This is a genomic window from Micromonospora zingiberis, assembly GCF_004331455.1.
In the GTDB taxonomy this organism is placed as follows: Bacteria; Actinomycetota; Actinomycetes; order Mycobacteriales; family Micromonosporaceae; genus Micromonospora; species Micromonospora zingiberis.
Genome location: NZ_SJJR01000010.1, coordinates 1 through 20357 on the forward strand (window position 1 = coordinate 1; position 20357 = coordinate 20357).

At 72.4% G+C, this 20357-nt stretch carries 18 protein-coding genes; 13 read left to right on the plus strand and 5 right to left on the minus strand.

Annotation, left to right across the window (positions count from 1 at the left end):
* Positions 1-341 precede the first annotated feature (341 nt).
* Positions 342-533 carry a 50S ribosomal protein L28 gene (gene rpmB, locus E0H26_RS16020; RefSeq protein WP_093401721.1) on the minus strand — a complete coding sequence of 64 codons (192 nt, stop codon included), beginning with the start codon at positions 531-533 and terminating at the stop codon, positions 342-344.
* A 195-nt stretch (positions 534-728) separates the two neighbouring features.
* Here rpmB and E0H26_RS16025 point away from each other — a divergent pair, with 195 nt between their 5' ends.
* Both E0H26_RS16025 and recG read left to right on the plus strand, forming a co-directional pair.
* Positions 729-2330 carry a DAK2 domain-containing protein gene (locus tag E0H26_RS16025; protein WP_131304462.1) on the plus strand — a complete coding sequence of 534 codons (1602 nt, stop codon included), beginning with the start codon at positions 729-731 and terminating at the stop codon, positions 2328-2330.
* Positions 2327-4531 carry an ATP-dependent DNA helicase RecG gene (gene recG / locus E0H26_RS16030; protein WP_131304463.1) on the plus strand — a complete coding sequence of 735 codons (2205 nt, stop codon included), beginning with the start codon at positions 2327-2329 and terminating at the stop codon, positions 4529-4531. Before E0H26_RS16025 ends, recG begins: the two co-directional genes overlap by 4 nt.
* Positions 4532-4730: 199 nt before the next feature.
* Here recG and E0H26_RS16035 read toward each other — a convergent pair whose 3' ends face one another.
* Positions 4731-6254 carry a cell wall anchor protein gene (locus tag E0H26_RS16035; RefSeq protein ID WP_131304464.1) on the minus strand — a complete coding sequence of 508 codons (1524 nt, stop codon included), beginning with the start codon at positions 6252-6254 and terminating at the stop codon, positions 4731-4733.
* Positions 6255-6617: 363 nt separating this feature from the next.
* On the opposite strand from E0H26_RS16035, the gene rsmD reads away from it, so the two are divergent.
* The 8 genes from rsmD to mutM all read left to right on the plus strand — a co-directional run bounded on the left by rsmD (position 6618) and on the right by mutM (position 12127).
* Positions 6618-7181: a 16S rRNA (guanine(966)-N(2))-methyltransferase RsmD gene (rsmD, locus tag E0H26_RS16040; RefSeq protein WP_131304465.1), complete on the plus strand. Its 564-nt coding sequence runs from the start codon at positions 6618-6620 to the stop codon at positions 7179-7181.
* Positions 7178-7660 carry a pantetheine-phosphate adenylyltransferase gene (gene coaD / locus E0H26_RS16045; RefSeq protein ID WP_131304466.1) on the plus strand — a complete coding sequence of 161 codons (483 nt, stop codon included), beginning with the start codon at positions 7178-7180 and terminating at the stop codon, positions 7658-7660. Before rsmD ends, coaD begins: the two co-directional genes overlap by 4 nt.
* Before the next feature lie 239 nt (positions 7661-7899).
* The gene (locus tag E0H26_RS16050; protein ID WP_131304641.1) at positions 7900-8397 is read left to right on the plus strand and encodes a hypothetical protein; all 498 of its coding nucleotides are present in this window, start codon (positions 7900-7902) and stop codon (positions 8395-8397) included.
* A 167-nt stretch (positions 8398-8564) separates the two neighbouring features.
* A complete protein-coding gene (locus E0H26_RS16055; protein ID WP_131304467.1) occupies positions 8565-9128 on the plus strand; it encodes a YceD family protein in 564 nt (187 codons plus the stop codon).
* Positions 9129-9133: 5 nt separating this feature from the next.
* The gene (rpmF, locus tag E0H26_RS16060; protein ID WP_091435485.1) at positions 9134-9307 is read left to right on the plus strand and encodes a 50S ribosomal protein L32; all 174 of its coding nucleotides are present in this window, start codon (positions 9134-9136) and stop codon (positions 9305-9307) included.
* Positions 9308-9436: 129 nt separating this feature from the next.
* Positions 9437-10390, plus strand: coding sequence for a phosphate acyltransferase PlsX (locus E0H26_RS16065; RefSeq protein ID WP_131304643.1), 954 nt, complete (start codon positions 9437-9439; stop codon positions 10388-10390).
* The gene (gene rnc, locus E0H26_RS16070; protein WP_240742210.1) at positions 10387-11277 is read left to right on the plus strand and encodes a ribonuclease III; all 891 of its coding nucleotides are present in this window, start codon (positions 10387-10389) and stop codon (positions 11275-11277) included. Before E0H26_RS16065 ends, rnc begins: the two co-directional genes overlap by 4 nt.
* Positions 11270-12127, plus strand: coding sequence for a bifunctional DNA-formamidopyrimidine glycosylase/DNA-(apurinic or apyrimidinic site) lyase (gene mutM, locus E0H26_RS16075; protein ID WP_131304468.1), 858 nt, complete (start codon positions 11270-11272; stop codon positions 12125-12127). Before rnc ends, mutM begins: the two co-directional genes overlap by 8 nt.
* Positions 12128-12148: 21 nt before the next feature.
* Here the strand turns inward: mutM and E0H26_RS16080 are convergent, their stop codons facing one another.
* Together E0H26_RS16080 and E0H26_RS16085 are read right to left on the minus strand one after the other, a co-directional pair.
* Entirely contained in the window at positions 12149-12979 is an 831-nt protein-coding gene (locus E0H26_RS16080; protein WP_131304469.1) for an endo alpha-1,4 polygalactosaminidase, read from the minus strand.
* Between the two features lie 243 nt (positions 12980-13222).
* Positions 13223-14704, minus strand: coding sequence for a CAP domain-containing protein (locus tag E0H26_RS16085; RefSeq protein WP_206025166.1), 1482 nt, complete (start codon positions 14702-14704; stop codon positions 13223-13225).
* A 371-nt stretch (positions 14705-15075) separates the two neighbouring features.
* Here E0H26_RS16085 and E0H26_RS16090 point away from each other — a divergent pair, with 371 nt between their 5' ends.
* From E0H26_RS16090 to E0H26_RS16100, 3 genes are all read left to right on the plus strand, one after another.
* Entirely contained in the window at positions 15076-15270 is a 195-nt protein-coding gene (locus tag E0H26_RS16090) for a hypothetical protein (protein ID WP_131304470.1), read from the plus strand.
* A gap of 247 nt (positions 15271-15517) precedes the next feature.
* Positions 15518-19129 carry a chromosome segregation protein SMC gene (smc, locus tag E0H26_RS16095; protein WP_131304471.1) on the plus strand — a complete coding sequence of 1204 codons (3612 nt, stop codon included), beginning with the start codon at positions 15518-15520 and terminating at the stop codon, positions 19127-19129.
* Positions 19129-19749 carry an HAD-IA family hydrolase gene (locus E0H26_RS16100; protein WP_131304472.1) on the plus strand — a complete coding sequence of 207 codons (621 nt, stop codon included), beginning with the start codon at positions 19129-19131 and terminating at the stop codon, positions 19747-19749. Before smc ends, E0H26_RS16100 begins: the two co-directional genes overlap by 1 nt.
* Positions 19750-19811: 62 nt before the next feature.
* On the opposite strand, the gene E0H26_RS16105 is transcribed toward E0H26_RS16100, so the two are convergent.
* Complete coding sequence (locus E0H26_RS16105) at positions 19812-20342, minus strand: DinB family protein (protein ID WP_131304473.1); 531 nt, start codon at positions 20340-20342, stop codon at positions 19812-19814.
* Positions 20343-20357: the final 15 nt, after the last annotated feature.

The following is a 20357-nucleotide window of genomic DNA, read 5'->3' on the forward strand; positions in this document are numbered from 1 at the left end:
CAGCAGCCGCCGCGCATCTACGCCGCCGCCAAAACCAGCCCGAGGTCGTGAAAGCGTTGTTCGGCAAGCCAGAGGTCCGCTACGCCGCTGGCTGACCATCACATGTTTGGCCTTCGGGTCAATAACATCCCGCGCGACGCGACGCGGAGCCGGCGGACGGCAGCGGCATCGAAGGCGGCGGCGCGGAAGCTGCGGAAGGCGGCGGGGAAGGCGGCGGCGCGGAAGGCGGCGGCGCGGACGGCGGCGGTCGGCGGTTGGCGGTCGGCGGACGGTGGACACGACGATGCCGGCGGGCCACTGGGCCCGCCGGCAGTCAGATCGTGGGTACCGGTGCTACCGCGTCAGGCGCGGGCGACCTTGCCCGCCTTGATGCAGGACGTGCAGACCTTCAGCTTCTTGGTCGTGCCGCCACCGGCCGGGGTACGCACCGACTGGATGTTCGGGTTCCAGCGGCGGTTGGTCCGCCGGTGCGAGTGGGACACGTTGTGGCCGAAGCCCGGTCCCTTGCCACAGACGTCGCACACGCTAGCCACGGGATACTCCTGGGATTGAAACGTTCATGAGGTCGCCGCCAGGCGCAGCCCGGGCAACCTGGTCAGGTTACCCGATGGTGCAGGCCCCCGCCCAACCGGGCTCAGCTTCCACGGTCCGGGGTACGGAGAATCGGACGAGGCGGGACACGCCCGGCCCTCCGGCGACTGTCAGCGTACGCCAGTAGGCTTCCCAGCGTGCTGGACACCCTCGATGCCGCCGCCGTGCGCCGCTGGTGTGCCAGCGGGCTGGACGCGTTGAAGCGGCACCAGGGAGAGATCGACGACCTCAACGTCTACCCGGTGCCCGACGGCGACACCGGCACCAACCTGGTGCTCACCCTCACCTCGGCGCAGCAGGCGCTGGCGATGGACCTCGACACCGTCGCCGACGGCACGTCGACCGCGCACGGGCACGCGCTGCGGCTGATGGCCCGGGGGGCGCTGCTCGGCGCCCGGGGCAACTCCGGCGTCATCCTGTCGCAGATCCTGCGGGGCCTGGCCGACGCGCTGGCCACCACCGCAGCGGTACGCGGCCCGGAGTTGGCCGCCGCCCTGCGGGCCGCGACCACCGCGGCGTACGCGGCCGTCGCCCGGCCGGTGGAGGGCACCCTGCTCACCGTGGTCTCCGCCGCCGCCGAAGCGGCCGAGCAGGTCGACGGCGAGCAGTTGGCAGCGGTCGCCCGGGCAGCGTCCGGCGCCGCCGCGCAGGCCCTGGCGCGTACCCCGGAGCAGTTGCCGGCGTTGGCCCGCGCCGGCGTGGTCGACGCCGGTGGGCAGGGGTTGTGTCTGCTGCTGGACGCCCTGGTCGAGGTGATCACCGGAGAGCACCCGGAACATCCCGCGCCCGCTGCCCGGATCGTGCCGCCGCCGGCCAGCGCCGTCCGGGAGACCGGCTCCGCCGAGTACGCCTACGAGGTGCAGTTCCTGCTCGACGCCGAGCCCGAGGCGGTTCGCCGGATGCGCGACACGCTGGGCGCGCTCGGTGATTCCCTGGTGGTCGTGGGTGACGGCGACACCTGGCAGGTGCACGTGCACGTCAACGACGTCGGCGCGGCGATCGAGGCGGGCGTGGTGGCCGGCCGGCCGTACCAGATCTCGGTGACCCGTTTCGCCGACCAGCGCGCGGCGGCGCCCCGCCCGGCGCCCGACGGTCGGGCCGCCGTGGTGGTCGCCGCCGGCGCCGGGATCGCCGAGCTGCTCGCCGGTGAGGGCGCGGTCGTGGTCCCCGGCAGCCCCTCGACCGGGGAACTGCTGGACGCGGTCCGGGCCACCGGCGCGGCCCAGGTGGTGGTGCTGCCCAACGACCCGAACGCGCAGGCGGTGGCGAACCAGGTCGCCGAGGAGGCGTACCGACTGGGTGTGAAGGTCAGCGTGGTACCCACCCGCTCCCCGGTGCAGGCGCTGGCCGCGCTCGCCGTCCGCGATGCGCGCCGCCACTTCGAGGACGACGTGATCGCGATGGCCGAGGCCGCCGGTGCCTGCCGGTACGCCGAGGTCTGCCACGCCGGGCGGGACGCGCTCACCGTCGCCGGTCCCTGCCACGCCGGCGACGTGCTCGCCCTGGTCGAGGGGGAGGTGCACCTGATCGGCGCCGACCTGACCGATACCTGCGTCGCCCTGGTGGACCGGCTGCTGGGCGGTGGCGGCGAACTGGTCACCCTGCTCGTCGGGGCCGACGCGCCGGACGGGCTGGCCGACGCGGTGCACACGCACATCGCGCGACGCTGGCCGTTCGTCGAGGTGCAGGCGTACCCGGGTGGGCAGCCACGCTATCCGTTGCTGGTAGGTGTCGAATGACCGCAGAGGCGTCCACCCTGGACACCCCGTTGAAGAAGTTGGTCGGCGAGAAGACCGCCAAGGCGCTCGCCAGCCACCTCGACCTGCACACCGCCGGTGACCTGATGTACCACTTCCCGCGCCGCTACGACGAGCGTGGCGAACACACCGACATCCGGGCCCTCGACGTCGGCGAGCAGGTGACCGTACTGGCGCAGGTGCAGCGCACCGCCGTACGCCCGATGCGCCAGCGCCGGGGCAACCTGCTGGAGGTGACCGTCGGCGACGGTAGCGGCGGCACCCTCACCCTCACCTTCTTCGGTAACCAGGCGTGGCGCGAGCGGGAACTGCGGCCCGGCCGGTGGGGACTGTTCGCCGGCAAGGTCACCGACTTCCGGGGCAAACGGCAGCTCAACGGACCGGAGTACGTCCTGCTCGGCGAGCAGACCGACGGTGAGGCCGCGGCCAGCGAGCAGATCGAGGAGTTCGCCGGGGCGCTGATCCCGGTCTACCCGGCCGCCGCGGCCGTACCGACCTGGGTGATCGCCCGCTGCGTACGGGTGGTGCTGGACACCGTGGCACCGCCGGAGGACCCGCTGCCCGCCACGGTGCGGGCCAGCCGGAACCTGGTCGGCCTGGGCAGCGCGTTGCGGGAGATCCACCGGCCGTCCAGCCGGGAGGAGCTGTACCGCGCCCGGCGGCGGTTGAAGTGGGACGAGGCGTTCGCCGTGCAGGTGACCCTGGTCCGGCGTAAGCACCAGGCGGCTGCCTCGCCCGCCCGGGCCCGGCCGGCTCGCACCGGTGGCCTGCTGGACGCGTTCGACGCCCGGCTGCCGTACGAGCTGACCGGCGGCCAACGCGACGTCGGCGCCGAGGTCGCGGCCGACCTGGCCACCGGGCATCCGATGCACCGGCTGTTGCAGGGCGAGGTCGGCTCCGGCAAGACCGTGGTGGCCCTGCGCGCCATGCTCCAGGTGGTCGACGCGGGCGGCCAGGCCGCCCTGCTCGCCCCGACCGAGGTGCTGGCCGCCCAGCACTACCGGGGCATGCTCGACCTGCTCGGTCCGCTCGCCCAGGCCGGCGAGCTGGGCGGCGCCGAGCACGCCACCCGGGTCGAACTGGTCACCGGCTCGCTCGGCGCGGCGGCCCGGCGGCGGGCGTTGGCCGAGGTCGCCAGCGGTGCCGCCGGCATCGTGCTGGGTACCCACGCCCTGCTGTACGAGGGCGTCGACTTCGCCGACCTGGGGCTGGTGGTGGTCGACGAGCAGCACCGGTTCGGGGTGGAGCAGCGCGACGCGCTGCGCGCCAAGGCGGCGCAACCTCCGCACGTGCTGGTCATGACCGCCACCCCGATCCCGCGTACGGTGGCCATGACGGTCTACGGCGACCTGGAGACCTCCACCCTGTCCCAGCTGCCCCGGGGCCGCTCCCCGATCGCCTCGCACGTGGTACCGGCCGCCGAGAAGCCGGCCTTCCTGGATCGGGCCTGGCGGCGGTTGCGCGAGGAGGTCACCGCCGGCCACCAGGCGTACGTGGTCTGCCCGCGGATCGGCGACTCCACCGCCGCTTCCGACGAGGAACCACCGGCGGTGGACGACACCGGTCGGCGCCCGCCGTTGGCGGTGACCGAGGTCGCGCCGCTGCTGGCCGAGGGGCCACTGCACGGTCTGCGGATCGGCGTGCTGCACGGTCGGCTGCCGGCCGACGAGAAGGACGCGGTGATGCGGTCCTTCGCCGGCGGTGAGCTGGACGTGCTGGTGGCCACCACGGTGGTCGAGGTCGGCGTGGACGTGCCGAACGCGACCATGATGGTGGTGCTGGACGCCGACCGGTTCGGCGTCTCCCAGCTGCACCAGCTGCGGGGTCGGGTGGGTCGGGGCAGCGCCCCCGGGCTCTGCCTGCTGGTGACCGAGGCGACCGAGGGCAGCAGCGCTCGGGAACGATTGGACGCGGTGGCCTCCACCACCGACGGTTTCAAGCTTGCCGAGCTGGACCTGGAACAGCGGCGCGAGGGCGACGTGCTGGGCGCCACCCAGTCCGGGCGCCGTTCCCACCTGCGGCTGCTGTCGCTGCTGCGCGACGCCGACCTGATCCGCGACGCTCGAACGGAGGCGATCGCACTGGTCGAGGAGGATCCCGAGCTGACCCGGCAGCCGGCGTTGGCCGCCTCGGTGGCGGCCCTGGTCGACGCCGATCGCGCCGAGTACCTCGAAAAGGGCTGACCCCGCGCACCTCGATGATCGCTCGATCCAGGCGCCGGTGCCTCGTGCTCGGGTGGCGGCCCGGTATCGAGCGCCTCGCCCAGACCAGCCCGCACCTCGTGCGATACGCCGTAGGGGCGTCGACCAACTGGTCGACGCCCCTACGGGTCAGGCCGGGTGGGGCGCCCTCCACGGTGGCGGGAGGGCACCCTCGGTCGGCTCAGGCGGTGAAGTGGATCCGCCGCCGCCGGGCCATGACGAACAGCACCGCGCCCACCGCCAGCAGGGCGATGGCGCCAGCGGCGATGCCGCCGACCGCGGCACCGGTCACCGGCAGGCCGGGCTCCTCGCCGCCGCCGCCTCCGCCGCAGCCCTCGGGCGCGTAGACGACCTCAAGCTCCAGGCCCAGCTCCGGCAGCACGACCAGCGCGGCCTCGTCGTCGCCGGCCGGGAAGGTGACCGTCTCCGACGAGCCCGGCTCGACGGTACGGCTCTCGGTCTTGTCGCCGTAGGTGAAGTCCACCTTGACCGGCAGCCCACCCTCGGGGTTCGACGCGGTCAGCGCGAAGGTCTCGCAGTTGGCGTCGGTGGTCACCGTCGGCAGCGGGCAGTCCTCCGGACGCGTCCACTCGTAGGTGCCGTTCTCGATCACCTTGCCGTCGACCAGTACCTCGATCTTGCCGGCGTTCTCGGCGGGCACCACGGTCTCGTTGTTGGCCTTGCCCGGCTCGACGGTGACCTTCTTGGACCAGCCGTTCTCGCCCCGGACCTCGAACTCGACCGCGTACCGGGAGATCGAGCCGTCGTTGCTCAGCGAGACGGTCACGGTGCCGTCGCAGGCGGAGGCGAAGGTGGACGCCGGGGTGGTGCAGTTCTTGTCACCGCCGTTGTACCAGCCGGGCGGGCCGGCCGAACGGTTGCCGGGGGCGCCCCGGTCGCCGAGCTTCTTGTTGCCGTAGCGCGGGCCGTTCTCGACGATCGGGTCGATGACCTCGTCGACGCCGCCCCAGATCAGGTCGACCTGGGTGTAGCACTCCGGAACGTCGACGTTCAGCTCGATCTCGGTCTGGCCGTTACCGAGGTAGTCGCTGGCCGGGGTGCCGTACACGTACTGCGGGGTGGAGAACTGCGGGCGCGGAGCGAAGTACGACACCAGGGTGAAGTACTGCTTCTCGTCGCTGCACAGCGGCAGGTCGCCCGCCAGCTTGACCGTCGCCTTGCCCCCCGGGCCGTCGAAGGTGTGGCTGTACTTGGCCTGGCTGGCGTCGACACACTTCGGCGCCGGGGTGCAGGCGCCGTCGGCGCCGAGTTCGATGGTCTTCTTGTCCTGCGACGTCGGAGGCTTCTTGCGCTGCGAGTCGCCCTTCTGGAACCAGGCGGCGTCCACGACCAGCGTCGCGCTCTGGGTGTCGCCGGGCACCCGCTGCACACCCTGGACGGAGCCATCCTTCGGGATCGCCGTGCCCTTGAGTTCGGCGCCGTCGGCACCCTCGGCCACGAGCAGGACCGGGGTCGCCGGGTCGGCCGTGACGTTCGTGATGGTGGCGGTCTTGCGGCTCTCGCTGTTGACCACCGTCCAGGTGATCACGCGCTCGCCGGTGAGCTGGTCACAGACGACGGTGCCGGAGATGGTGGTGTGGTGTGCGCTGGCCGGGGTGGCCACGATCGCGGCGCCGGTCGAGCCGATGAGGGCGGCTGCCAGCACAGCCAGCGGTCGCCGTAGCGACAGCTTGGGTCGGAACACGCGTACTCCCGGGGTGAAGAAAGCGTCAGGGACGGCGCGGGCGGGACGGACGGCGCTGGCGGAGCTGTGCCACGCCGGAGAGGGTGCCACCCGTGCCGTGGGGCCGGCCATCGATGAGCCGGCACCGGCAGACCCTAGCGAGATCGTCAGTGCCGATACAGCCTTCAGCGGTGGCTAAGAATGATGTTATGAACATGAGATCATTTATCTACGTCGAGTGACGGTTCCGGGGCGCCGAGCATCGGAGAGGATCGATCTGGGTCGCTTTCGGACGGTGTGGTTCGTCGCGGTGGTCGGCCTGCGGTCGCGTAGCGTCGGCGACATGAGCAGAAGCAGGCTCGGCGGTACGAGCGGGAGTGGGCGATGACCCGGATCGTGGCCGGCACCCTCGGTGGCCGGCGGATCGCCGCGCCGCCGGGTGCCGGCACCCGGCCCACCTCCGACCGGGTACGCGAGGCGCTCTTCAGTTCCGTCCAGGCGGAGCTCGACCTGACCGGGGCGCGCTTCGCCGACCTGTACGCGGGTTCGGGCGCGGTCGGCCTGGAGGCGCTGTCCCGGGGGGCCGGGCACGTGCTGCTGGTCGAATCCGATGCCCGCGCGGCCCGGGTGATCCGGGAGAACATGGCGACCCTGCGGGCGGCGCCGGCCGCTCGGCTGGTCAGCGGAAAGGTCAGCACGGTGCTGGCGGCCGGCCCGGACGGCGACCCGTACGACGTGGTCTTCGCCGACCCGCCGTACGCGCTGGCGGACGATGGGGTCAGCGCCGTGCTCGCCGCGCTCGTCGACGGTGGCTGGCTGGCCCCGGACGCGATGGTGGTCGTGGAGCGGTCCAGTCGCACCGGACCGGTCGACTGGGTGGAAGGAATCACTGGCCAGCGCAGTCGCCGGTACGGCGAGACCACCCTTTGGTACGGTCGCCGATCATGAGACGTGCGGTGTGCCCCGGCTCGTTCGACCCGGTCACCAATGGTCACCTCGACATCATCGGTCGGGCCAGCCGGCTGTTCGACGAGGTGATCGTCGGCGTGCTGATCAACCAGTCGAAGGTCGGCCTGTTCACCGTCGAGGAGCGGATAGCCATGCTCCGCGAGGTGACCGCCTCATATGACAACGTCCGGGTGGAGTCGTTCCGCGGGCTGCTGGTGGACTTCTGCCGAGCGCAGCGGGCGACCGTACTGATCAAGGGCATCCGGGCGGTCAGCGACTTCGACTACGAGTTGCAGATGGCCCAGATGAACATCGGCCTGGCCGGCGTGGAGACGTTGTTCATGCCCACCAACCCGCTCTACTCCTTCCTCTCCTCCAGCCTCGTCAAGGACGTGGCCAAGTGGGGCGGCGACGTGACCCCCCACGTCCCCGACGTGGTCCGCGAAGCCCTGAAATCCCGCCCCACCCCACCCTCCTAAACCCCACCCTCCTTCGCGTCGATCTTGCAGTTTCGGCCGCCTATTTCTGCCGTTATGCGGCTTTTGTAGAGGCAGAAAGTGCAAGATCGGCGAGTGCTGCGGGGTGGGGGTGGCGACTCGCCGGGGGAGGGGGTGGGGGGTGGGTGGGGTAGGGGACGACATTATTGGGTGAAGCGGGAAGCTGGCCTTAGCCCGCATGATGTAGGTCGGCCCGACCAACGACAGGAGTGAGGGTGCCGGTGGACCCGCTCGACCGCATCGAGGAACTGATCGCCATCGTGGAGCAGGCGCGCTCCGTCCCGATGTCGCGCAACAACTGCATGGTCGATCGGGGCGAGATGATCGCCGCTCTCGACGAGTTGCGCGTCGAGTTGCCGGCCGACCTGCGTCGGGCCGCCGCTCTGCTGGAAGAGCGCGACAAGATCATGGAGGCCGGCAAGCGGGAGGCCGACCGGATCATCAGCGAGGGTGAGGCGGAACACGCCCGGCTGGTCTCGGTGAACGAGATCACCGTCTCCGCCGAACACGAGGGCGCCCGGATCATCGCCGAGGCCCGGGCCGAGGCGCAGCGCCTGCGCGAGGAGGTCGACGACTACGTCGACACCGCGCTGGCCAACTTCGAGCAGTTCCTCACCCGGGCGTTGGCCTCCATCGAGCGTGGGCGGGACAAGATGCACGCGCTGCGGGAGATCGGTACCTTTGGCGGCGAGGAGGCGGAGCGACCGCTGCCGTTCTGAGCGGCACCCGCGCGAAGCCGACATTCGCCCCGCCAAGTCGCGCCGACGCAACCGGCGCCAGCATCCTTACCGGCCCCGCCACCAGCCCGGGGCCGCCCCCGGTTCGACGTTCGAGTGCCTGTCCAGGTAACCTCGTTTGTCGGCCTCTCACCGGCCGGAGCCTGACTATGCCCAAGCACTCACCCACTTCACTCGACCCCAGGTCGCCGCTGGTCCTCGACACGAGGGAACTCCCGCGCCGGCCTGGTGCGTTGCGTGCCGTAAAACGGGTGGTTCCGGCACCGTCGGACCTCGGCGTGGAGTTGATCGGCGTGCCGGAGGGCGCGGACCTCGATCTCGATCTGCGGATGGAGTCGGTGTCCGAGGGCGTACTCGTCTCGGGGACCGTCACTGGTCCGATCCGGGGTGAGTGCGGTCGCTGCCTGCGCGAGATCAACGACTCGGTGACGGTGACGATCCAGGAGCTGTACGCGTACGAGAACAGCACCACGGATGTCACCACCGAGGAAGATGAGGTCGGTCGAATGCAGGGAGACCTGATCGACCTGGAACCGACGCTGCGGGACGCGGTGGTGCTCGCGCTGCCGACCAACCCGCTGTGCCGGGAGGACTGCCCCGGCTTGTGCCCCGACTGCGGGGTGCAGTGGGACGATCTGCCGGCCGACCACAGCCACCAGCAGATCGACCCGCGTTGGGCGGGCCTGTCGCAACTGACCCGTACAGAGGAGTAAGAACCGTGGCCGTCCCCAAGCGCAAGATGTCGCGCAGCAACACCCGGTCCCGCCGGGCGAACTGGAAGGCCGCGGCGGTCGCGACCGTGGCCTGCCCGCAGTGCAAGTCCGCCAAGCTGCCGCACGCCGCCTGCTCCGTCTGCGGCACCTACAACGGCCGCCAGGTCCTCGAGGTCTGACCTGGACGCCGAGTGACGTCTCCGACCACGGGTCGGGCGACGCGCACACCCCGGCGATCGCCCGCTGCTCCCGCCGACGCCGGCCGGCTCGCTCCGGCCGGCGTCGCAACGGAGCCGGGCACCGCACGGATCGCCGTTGACCTCCTCGGCGGGGACGACGCTCCCGCCGTCGTGGTGGACGGCGCTCTACGGGCGGTGCGCGCCGACCCCGATCTGCATCTGCTGCTCGTCGGCCCCACCAGGGCAGCCGGCGCGCTGATCGACGCCCTCGAACCGGCCGAACGCGTCCGGATCACGCTAAGACCAGCGCGCACCGCCGCCGACATGGCCGACGATCTCACCTCGGCCCGCGCCGACACCACGGTCCGGGCGGCCGTCGCCGCGATCCGTGCCGGCCAGGCCGACGCGATGGTCTCCGCCGGGTCCACCGGCGCCACCGTCACCGCTGCCGCTCTCGGCCTCGGCCGCTGGCCCGGGGTCCGCCGCCCGGCACTGGCCGCCACCCTGCCCGGCGTCTCCGGGCCGGTCGTGCTGCTCGACGTCGGCGGCTCGCTGGAGCCGAGTGCGGCGACCCTGAGCCGGCACGCCGTGCTCGGTGCCGCGTACGCCGCCATCGCACACGGCCTCAGCACGCCCCGGGTGGGTCTGCTCTCGGTGGGCACCGAGCCCGGCAAGGGCGACCGGGCCCGTCGGCTGGCCGACCCGGCGATCCGCGCTACGGAACTGCCCGGTGACGCTCGGTACGTCGGTCTGGTGGAGGGGTACGACGTCTGCCTCGGCACGCGCGCCGATGTGGTGGTCACCGACGGGTTCACCGGTAACGTGCTGCTCAAGGCGGTCGAGGGCGCGTACACCATGGCCGGCGGGCCCGCGCCCGACGGGGGAGCGCCCCGGGCGGCCGCCCTGCTGGGGGTGGCTGGCACGGTGGTGGTGTGCCACGGCGCGGCCCGGCCCGGCGACATCGCCTCCGGCATCGCACTGGCCGCCCACCTCTGGCGGCGGGCCGCCACCGACCGGGTCGCCGCGCTGCTCGCCGGGGACCGCACCGATCGCACGACCGACACCGAGGTACGCACATCATGAGCAATGACAAGCGACGGCGGCCCTCCATCGGCCATCTTGAGGCAGCCTTCGGCGTGTCACTCGATCCGGACCTGTTGGAGCGGGCGCTCACCCACCGTTCGTACGCGTACGAGAACGGTGGCCTGCCCACCAACGAACGCCTGGAGTTCCTCGGCGACTCGGTACTCGGCGTGGTGATCACCACCGCGCTCTTCCACAACCACCCGGACCTGCCCGAGGGGCAGCTCGCCAAGCTGCGGGCCAGCGTGGTCAACATGCGTGCGCTCGCCGACGTCGCCCGTGGTCTGGGCCCGGACGGGCTCGGGCCGTACCTGCTGCTCGGCAAGGGTGAGGAGACCACCGGCGGCCGGGACAAGGCGAGCATCCTCGCCGACACCCTGGAGGCGCTGCTCGGCGCGATCTACCTCCAGTACGGGCTGGACACCGCCGCCATCGTCATCCACCGGCTGTTCGATCCGCTGATGGCCGAGTCGGCCGGCCGGGGCGCCGCGCTGGACTGGAAGACCAGCCTGCAGGAGTTGACCGCCGCGCTCGGCCTCGGTGTGCCGGAGTACCGGATCGAGGGCGCCGGGCCGGACCACCTGAAGACCTTCACCGCCTGGGTGGTGGTCGCCGGCAACCGGTACGGCGGCGCCGACGGACGCAGCAAGAAGGAGGCCGAGCAGCGGGCGGCGGAGTCCGCCTGGCGGACCCTCACCGAGCAGGCCGACGCCGACTCCGCTACCGAGCCGACGACCGTCGGGACCGACCAGCCGGAGCCGGCGGTTGCCGGGATGGTCGCCGATCCGGTGGAAGTCGCGGCCGGCGACGGTCGGGTCGGCGCGGCCGGCGGTGGACGGGTCGGCGCGGACGCGGCCCAGCCCGAGGTGCAGGCGCCCCGTGCCTGAGCTGCCCGAGGTGGAGACCGTCCGGCAGGGGCTGGCCCGCTGGGTCATCGGCCGGCGGATCGACTCGGTCGAGGTACGCCACCCGCGAGCGGTACGCCGGCACGTGGCCGGTGGTGGCCACTTCGCCGACGTGCTGGCCGGCCGGACCGTGCTCGACGTGTGCCGGCGCGGAAAGTATCTCTGGCTGCCGTTGGACAGCGGCGACGCGGTGGTCGGGCATCTCGGGATGTCCGGGCAACTGCTCCTGCAACCGGCCACCGCACCCGACGAGACGCACCTGCGGGTCCGCTTCCGCTTCGCCGACGACGGCCCTGAGCTGCGCTTCGTCGACCAGCGCACGTTCGGCGGGCTGTCGGTCAGCGAGGGGGGCGCGACACTGCCCACCGAGATCGCGCACATCGCCCGGGATCCGCTGGATCCGCAGTTCTCCGACGCGGAGTTCGTGATCGCGCTGCGCCGCAGGCGTACCGAGGTCAAGCGGGCCCTGCTCGACCAGACGTTGATCTCCGGGGTGGGCAACATCTACGCCGACGAGGCGCTGTGGCGGGCCGGACTGCACGGCGCCCGCCCGACCGACGCGTTGACCGGCCCGGCCGCCCGGCGGCTGCTCGCCCACGTACGGGACGTGCTCGGCGAGGCGATCACGGCGGGCGGGACCAGCTTCGACGCCCTCTACGTCAACGTCAACGGGGAGAGCGGCTACTTCGACCGGTCGCTGAACGTCTACGGCCGCGAGGGTCAGCCCTGCCGCCAGTGCGCGGCACCGATCCGCCGGGAGTCGTTCATGAACCGGTCGTCGTACAGCTGCCCGCGCTGCCAGCCCCGGCCCCGGGCCATGCTGCGCGGCTGACCGGAGTGTGCCCGGGCCGGTTCACGGGAGTGGGCAGGGCAGTCGCCAGGCGTCCAGGGTGCGGTTCTTGCGGATGGAGGCGAATCCGTAGCCGACGCTGGTGACACAGAACTCGGTGAGGGTGCCGGTGTACTCGACGTGGAACACCGGTTTGCCGGCGTCGACGAAGGGCAGCAGCTTGTCGCACCGCGCCAGCCGTACGCACTCCTCGTCGACCGCGAAGTCGAAGTCCGGCGCCAGCGCCGCGACCTGCCCGAGATTGCCCAGCAGGCCGGGGGAGAGATCCAGCGAGCGGGCCAACGCCGCGACCCGGCGATTGAACTGCAACTGGTCGTCGAACTCCAGAGCGAGACCGGAGGACTGGGCGTAGCCGTCGGCGTCGGCGAGCAACACCGCGCCGAAGCCCTTGCCCCGGCAGAGCCGGAACCGGTCGGCCAGCACCGGCCGCAGGGCGTCCCATCGGCGTACGTCCAGCCAACTGCGCCCGGTGTGGGCGGCCACCGCGCCGCGTACCTGCGGCGGGAACCTGGTCGCGTCCGGGTCCTGCGGACGGACCGACCCGACGTGCACCTGGCAGACCAACCGGCGGCCGAGGGACCGCAGCTCGGCGGTCTGCGCCGCGGTGGTGACGACCGGATCGAGGACGAAGACCTCCGCCTCGACCGTCAGGTCCAGCGGGCCGTCCAGTTGCCACTGCCACTGCCACCGCCCGGACGAGCCGCTCGGCCAGTTGGTCGGCGCGCCGGGTGCGGCGAGCTCGGGCCGGCAGGCGGCCAGCGACACGAGGACGGTGAGCGCCAGGGCGGCGGGCAGCACCCGTCGTACCCGTTGCCCGCCCAGCCCGATCCGCATCGCCAGCTCCGCAGGTCGCGGGACGGCGTCGCGCCGCTCCGCAGGTCGCAGGGCGGCGTCGCGCCGCTCCGCAAGTCGCGAGGCGGCGTCGCGCCGCTCCGCAGGTCGCAGGGCGGCGGCGCGCCGCCCGAGCCGGTGCGCCGTCGGCGCACCTCACCCGGTCAAACGAGCGCAGACCCGACAAGGACTCGCGGTTGATGCGGCGCGGCGCCGGAACGCGACGAGTTCCAGCGCCGCGCCGGCTCAGCGTGGCGCGGCGAAAACCTGGGTCCAGTACGGTCCGTTGCTGCTCGCCACGCCGACGCCGATCTCGGTGAAGGCGCAGTTCAGGATGTTCGCCCGGTGCCCAGGGCTGTTCATCCAGGCGTCCATCACCGCAGCGGGCGTCGGCTGGTTCCAGGCGACGTTCTCGCCGTACGTGCGCCAGGCGTACTCGACCCGGTCGATCCGTTCGCCCGGGTCGCTGCCGTCGCTGCCGGTGTGCGACATGTTCTGGTGCTCGGCCTGGTCCTGGCTGTGTCGCTGGGCCGCGGTCATCAGCTTGTCGTCGGTGCTCAGTGCGTCGCAGCCGGCCTTCGCCCGTTCCGCGTTCACCAGCTCGACGACCTGCGCGGCCTGCGAGGCGCCCGCCCCGGTGGAGGGCGAGGTACTGGCCGTGGCCGCGCGGCTCGGGCTGCCCTGACGCTCGACACCCTGCCGGGAGGGCGCGGTGCTGCGCGACGGCGCGGGCGTCGGCTTGACGGTTCGGCTGGGCGACGGGGAGGGTGCGGCGGTGCTGGGCGAGACGCTCGGGCTGGGGCTCGGGGAGTCGAGCGTGTCGAGGGTGACGACCGGTTCCTCCTCCTCGGGCAGCGCGGGCGCGGTGGCCACCGGGGGCTCGCCCGCAGTGGTACCGGTCGGCGTGTCGTCCCCGGGCAGCGCGAGGGCCGCGACGCCGATGCTCACCACCAGGGTGGCCGCCGCGGCGGCGCCGCCCATCACCAGGGGACGCGACAGCCGGCGGCGGGACGGGCGGACGTCCGCCACGGGCTCCTGGGCCTGCGTCCGGGCCGCGTCGAGGTGATCATCTCCCGGTACGCCGTAGGAGCCGTGCGGCTGCCCGTACCACTGGCCGTCGGCGTACCGCTGGCCGTCGTAGTGCTGCTGGCCGTCGGCGTACCGCTGGCCGTCGTAGTGCTGCTGGGGGCCGGCGTGCTGCTGGGGGCTGTCGGCGTACGGCTGGCCGGCGTGGTGCTGGACGGTCTGGTCGTACCAGTCGGGTTCGGGGGCGGCGTGCCGCGCGGGCTGGTCGCCGCCGTACTGGTCGGCCCAACCGCTGACCTGCGCGGTCGGCTCGTCCATGCGCCAACCGTCGCGGTGCTGGCCACGGCCCGCGTCGACGGCGCTGTGCTGCCCGTCAGCGGGCCAGGCCGGGTCCCCATGCGGCCCGCCGACACCGGGCTCGAAGCCGGCATCGTGCTGGTGGTCGGCGCTGTGGTGGTGGCCGGCGTCGTGGTGGTGGGCCGGTCCGGGGTGTGGCGACTCGGCGGGCTGGTGTGGATCTTGTGGGCGCCACTGTTCGGTGGGCTGGTCGTGGTACCACCGGTCGGCCGAACCCTCCGGTTCGTCACCGAACAGGTACGAGGACCGTGGCGCCGGGCGATCGGTCAACCAGGCCGGGTCGTCGGTCGATGGGTCCGGTCGCCGGCTGCCGTCCGGGTCGAGCGGGTCGTTCCAGCCGTGCACGCCTGTCGCCTCCACGGGTCGGTTACGGGCCGGGGTGACGCTACGTGGTCGGTTTGAGCAGCAGCAACGTGGCTAAGGAAGAGTTAAGAGGACCCTGTACGTCTGGGTGAGGTATTCCGGCGATTCGGTGCGTAGAGTCGGGGTGTCCGGACAGAGTGTGTCCGCGCCGTGTGGCAGCCTCCCGCGACGGGTCAGGTCGGCATCGAGATGATCTACGGCCTGCGAGAACTTGACGAAGTAGGGGCTGTCGGCTCAATATGGAGATGTCGCCAGTCGCGCCCGGCCGTGCCCAGAATTCGTGGGAATGGTAGTCGCGTACCCAAGGGCGCGCGTTGGCCGGCTTCTCCGGCAGCGCAAATCAAGGAGTCAACATGGCGAAGGCCCTCTTCGGCCACGTAGGTGCGGCGCCCGACCGGCGCCTGCTCGACGAGGTCACCCGACTGCGTTCCAGGGTTCAGTCACTGGAGTTCGAGATCACGCGGCTGCGTGCCGAGAACGATCGGCTCGCGGCAGCTGCGGCGGAGGCGGACGATCTGCTCCGTCTTGCCGAGCCCGCGCTGACCTGACCCACCTGGTTCGCAACAACCGAATAGCACCACCGCACGAAGCGCGCCGACACGAAGTGCCGGCGCGCAATTCTGTGCGTAACCGATCGGCCTGACCGTTCGGTGCGCGGATGGCAGCCGGACGGCGGGCGGTCACCGGCAGGCGGGTCGAGTCGCGCGGCCCACCCGGTGCCGGGTTAGTCTGCGGGTTTACCAGGGGCCGCGCAGCCGGGGAGGGTACGGCGGCCACCCGACGAGGATCGAGAAGGTGCATCTCAAGAGCCTGACGGTGAAGGGCTTCAAATCCTTCGCCTCCGCGACGACGCTGAAGCTGGAGCCGGGGATCACCTGCGTGGTGGGCCCGAACGGCTCCGGCAAGTCCAACGTCGTCGACGCCATCGCCTGGGTGCTCGGCGAGCAGGGCGCGAAGGCGCTGCGTGGCGGCAAGATGGAGGACGTCATCTTCGCCGGCACCGCCGGTCGGGCCCCGCTGGGTCGGGCCGAGGTGACCCTAACCATCGACAACACCGACGGCGCGTTGCCGATCGAATACACCGAGGTCTCCATCACCCGCCGGATGTTCCGCTCCGGCGAGAGCGAGTACGAGATCAACGGCGACTCCTGCCGGCTGCTCGACATCCAGGAACTGCTCTCGGACTCCGGCATCGGCCGGGAGATGCACATCATCGTCGGGCAGGGCCGGCTCGACGGCATGCTGCACGCCAAGCCGGAGGACCGGCGGTCGTTCATCGAGGAGGCGGCCGGCGTCCTCAAGCACCGCAAGCGCAAGGAAAAGGCGCTGCGCAAGCTCGACGCGATGCAGACCAACCTGAACCGGCTCACCGACCTCACCGCAGAGCTGCGCCGCCAGCTCAAGCCCCTCGGCCGACAGGCCGAGGTGGCCCGCCGGGCCGCGGTGATCCAGGCGAGCCTGCGCGACGCCCGACTGCGGCTGCTCGCCGACGACCTGGCCACCCTGCGTACCACCCTGGACAAGGAGATCGCCGACGAGACCGCGCTGCGACACCGGCGCGAGCAGGTGGAGGCCGAGCACACCGAGGTGCAGGGCCGTCTCGGCGAGCTGGAGGAGGCGCTGGCCGCGGACGCGCCACTGCTGGCCGCCGCCCAGGACACCTGGTACAAGCTCTCCGCGTTGCAGGAGCGGTTCCGTTCGATCGAGCAGCTCGCGGTCGAGCGGCTGCGGCACCTGAGCGGCACGCCGGACGACGAGCGCCCGGGCCGGGACCCGGACCAGCTGGAGGCCGAGGCCGAACGGGTCCGCGAGCAGGAGGAGGAACTGCGCGCAGCGCTCACCGACGACCAGATCCGCCTCGCCGAGGCGGTGGAACACCGCCAGGAACTCGAACGGCAGCTCGCCGCGGCCGAACGGGAACTGGTCGCCGCCGCGAAGGCGATCGCCGACCGGCGGGAGGGGCTGGCCCGGCTGACCGGCCAGGTCAACTCGGCCGGGGCCCGTACCACCAGCGCCGGTGAGGAGATCGAGCGGCTCGCCACCGCACACGCCGACGCGATGGCCCGCGCCGAGCGGGCCCAGGCCGACCTGGACGCGGTCGCCGAGCAGTCCACCGAGGCCGACCGCGACAACGCAGACCTGGACGCGCGGCACGCCGAGGCGGTGACCGCCCAGGAGCAGGCACAGGCGACGGTCCGTTCGTTGTCCGACGCCGAGCGGGCCGCCGAGAAGGACGCCGCCACCTGGAAGGCCCGCGAGGAGGCACTCGCCCTCGGCCTGCGCCGCAAGGACGGTGCCGGTGCCCTGCTGGCCCGCGCCGACCAGGTACCCGGCCTGCTGGGCAGCCTGGCCGGCCTGCTCACCGTCGCTCCCGGGCACGAGGCGGCGCTCGCCGCCGCGCTCGGCGGGCTCGCCGACGCGGTCGCGGTCACCGGTGTGGACGAGGCGGTCGAGGCGATGCGGCTGCTGAAGATCTCCGATGCCGGCCGCGCCGGACTGCTGGTCGGCAGCGCCGCCGGGCCGGGGATGTCCGGCTCCGCCGACGCGTTGCGTCCCAAGCTGCCCGATCGTGCGCAGTGGGCCCCCGACCTGGTCGACTGTGACGCGCAGATCCGCCCGGCGGTGCACCGGGCGCTGCGCGACGTGGTGCTGGTCGACGATCTCGCGGCCGCCGCCGAGGTGGTCGCCGGTAACCCTGAGCTGCGGGCGGTCACCCGCGAGGGCGACGTGGTCGGGGCGTACGCGGCGGCCGGCGGGTCGGCGAAGGCGCCCAGCTACATCGAGGTGCAGGCGGCCGTCGAGGAAGCCCGGACCAACCGGCTCACCGCCGAACGGACCAGCGCGGAACTGCGCGAACAGCTGGTCGAGGCCCGGGCCGCCGTGGCCGAGGCGAAGGAGCGGGTGCAACACGCCGCAGCCGCGAAGCGCGAGGCGGAGAGCCACCGCAACGCCGCCGCCCGCCGGCTGGCCGAGCTGGGCGCCGCCGCCCGGTCCGCCAAGGCCGAAACCGACCGGCTGGGCGAGTCGCGGGCCCGCGCCGAGGCGGCCCGGGAACGGGACCTGACCGCCCTGGCCGAACTGGAGGAGCGGCTGCGGCTGGCCGAGGCGACCCCGATCGACGCCGAACCGTCCACCGAGGAACGTGACCAACTCGCCGCGATGGTGCCGCAGGCCCGGCAGAACGAGATGGAGGTCCGGCTCGCGGTGCGTACCGCCGAGGAACGGGTGGCCTCCATCGCCGGGCGGGCCGACTCGCTGCGCCGGCAGGCCGCCGCCGAACGGGCCGCCCGGGAACGGGCCGCGGCGCGGCGGGCGGCGCGGGTCCGTGGTGCGGGCATCGCCCGCGCCGTCGCCGGTGGTGCCCGGGAGGCGCTGACCCGGCTGGCCACCAGCATCGCCCAGGCGGAGGAGCACCGCGACGAGGTGGCCCGCTCGCGGGCCACCCGCGAGGCGGAACTCCAGGAGGTGCGGGCCGCCGCGAAACGATTCGGTGCGGAACTGGAGCGGCTGACCAGCCAGGTGCACCGCGACGAGGTCGCCCGCGCCGAGCAGCGGCTACGCATCGAGCAGTTGGAGGCCAAGGCCGCCGAGGACTTCGGGCTCACCGTGGAGACCCTGATCGCCGAGTACGGCCCGAGCCAGCCGGTGCCGCCCACCGAGGCCGAGGTGGCGGCCGCCGAACGCGACGGTCTGCCGGTGCCCGAACCGGTCCGCTACGAGCGGCCGGTGCAGGAGAAACGGGCCGCCAAGTCCGAACGTGAACTGGCCCTGCTCGGCAAGGTCAACCCGCTCGCGCTGGAGGAGTTCGCCGCGCTGGAGGAGCGGTTCAAGTTCCTCTCCGAGCAGTTGGAGGACCTCAAGGCGACCCGGCGTGACCTGCTCACCGTGGTCAAGGACGTCGACGAGCGGATCCTGGAGGTCTTCGCCAGCGCCTTCGCCGACACCGCCCGGGAGTTCGAGCAGGTCTTCACCGTTCTCTTCCCCGGCGGCGAGGGTCGGCTGGTGCTCACCGACCCCGACGACCTGCTGACCACCGGCGTCGAGGTCGAGGCCCGCCCACCCGGCAAGAAGATCAAGCGACTGTCGCTGCTCTCCGGTGGCGAGCGGTCGCTGACCGCGGTGGCGATGCTGGTGGCCATCTTCCGCGCCCGGCCCAGCCCGTTCTACATCATGGACGAGGTCGAGGCGGCGCTCGACGACGTGAACCTGGGCCGGTTGATCACCCTGATGGCCCAGTTGCGGGAGAAGAGCCAGCTCATCGTCATCACGCACCAGAAACGCACCATGGAGATCGCCGACGCGCTGTACGGGGTGACCATGCGTGGTGGAGTCACCCAGGTGATCAGTCAGCGGCTCAACCGGGCCGACGAGGACGAGCGGCGGGGCCGCGGCGAGGAGAACGGGTAGTGGCTCGGGAACGCGCGACGGCGCTCCTGGTGGATTTCGACGGCGTACTGCGCCGCTTCGACCCGGCGGTCGCCGCCAGGGTGGAGCAGGAGTACGGCCTCTCCTCGGGCGTGCTCGGCGAGATCGCCGAGTCCTGGGGGATGCTCCAACCGGTGCTCACCGGGCAGGTCAACCACGCCGAGTGGGTGTCGAGCGTCGCCGACGCACTGACCCCGTCGGTGGGCGACCCGGGCCGGGCCCGGGCCGCGGTGGAGCAGTGGCAGCGGTACCGGGGTGAGGTCGACCCGCAGGTGCTGGCGTTCATCCGCGAGGTGCGGGCCGCCGGCATCCGGGTCGGGCTGGGCACCAACGCCACCGACCTGCTCGACGCCGACCTGGCCGCGCTGGACCTCACCGGCGAACTGGACGTGGTGGTCAACTCGTCGGTCATCGGCATCCACAAGCCCGCTCCGGAGTATTTCCAGGCCGCCTGCGCGGCGCTGGAGACCCCGCCGGGCCGGGTGCTCTTCGTCGACGACGAGGACCGCGCGATAAGTGGCGCCCGGGCGGCGGGGATGTCCGCGTACCGCTGGAACGGCCCGGCCGATCTGCGCTACCTTCGGGCCGCCCTGGCGGGCTGACGCCGCCCGCGTCAGCGTTCCGTGACGTCGCCCGCCGCAGCATTCCGTGGCGCCCTCCCGCGTCAGCTGTCAGTGACGCCGTCGATGCGTTCGCGGATCAGGTCGGCGTGGCCGTTGTGGCGGGCGTACTCCTCGATCATGTGGACGTAGACCCAGCGCAGGTTGATCTGGTGGGTGCCGCCGTCGCGGCGTCGCGTCGTGAAGACATCGTCCAGGTCACGGCCGGCGGCGACCGCGTCGGCGGCGGCGACCTCGGCGCGGAACGCCGCGAAGTCGGCCTCTGCGTCCGCGGTGTCGACGGTGTTGAACTCGGCGTCCGGGTCGGCGTGGAAGTCGTACAGGTCGGGCAGGTTCTCGCCGCCGAAGCGCTCGCGGAACCAGTGCCGCTCGACCACCGTCATGTGCCGGACCAGACCGAGCAGGGTGAGCGGGGACGGTGGCACGCTCGCGATCCGGAGCTGCTCGACGGTCAGCCCCGCGCACTTGTCCAGCAGCGTGTCGCGGTGGTGGTTGAGCCAGCCCTCAAGCATGGCGCGCTCGTCGCCAAGGTAGGGCTCGTGCCGGCGGTCGATCTCGGGTGCGGTCCACGTCATGCCGGTCATCGTGCG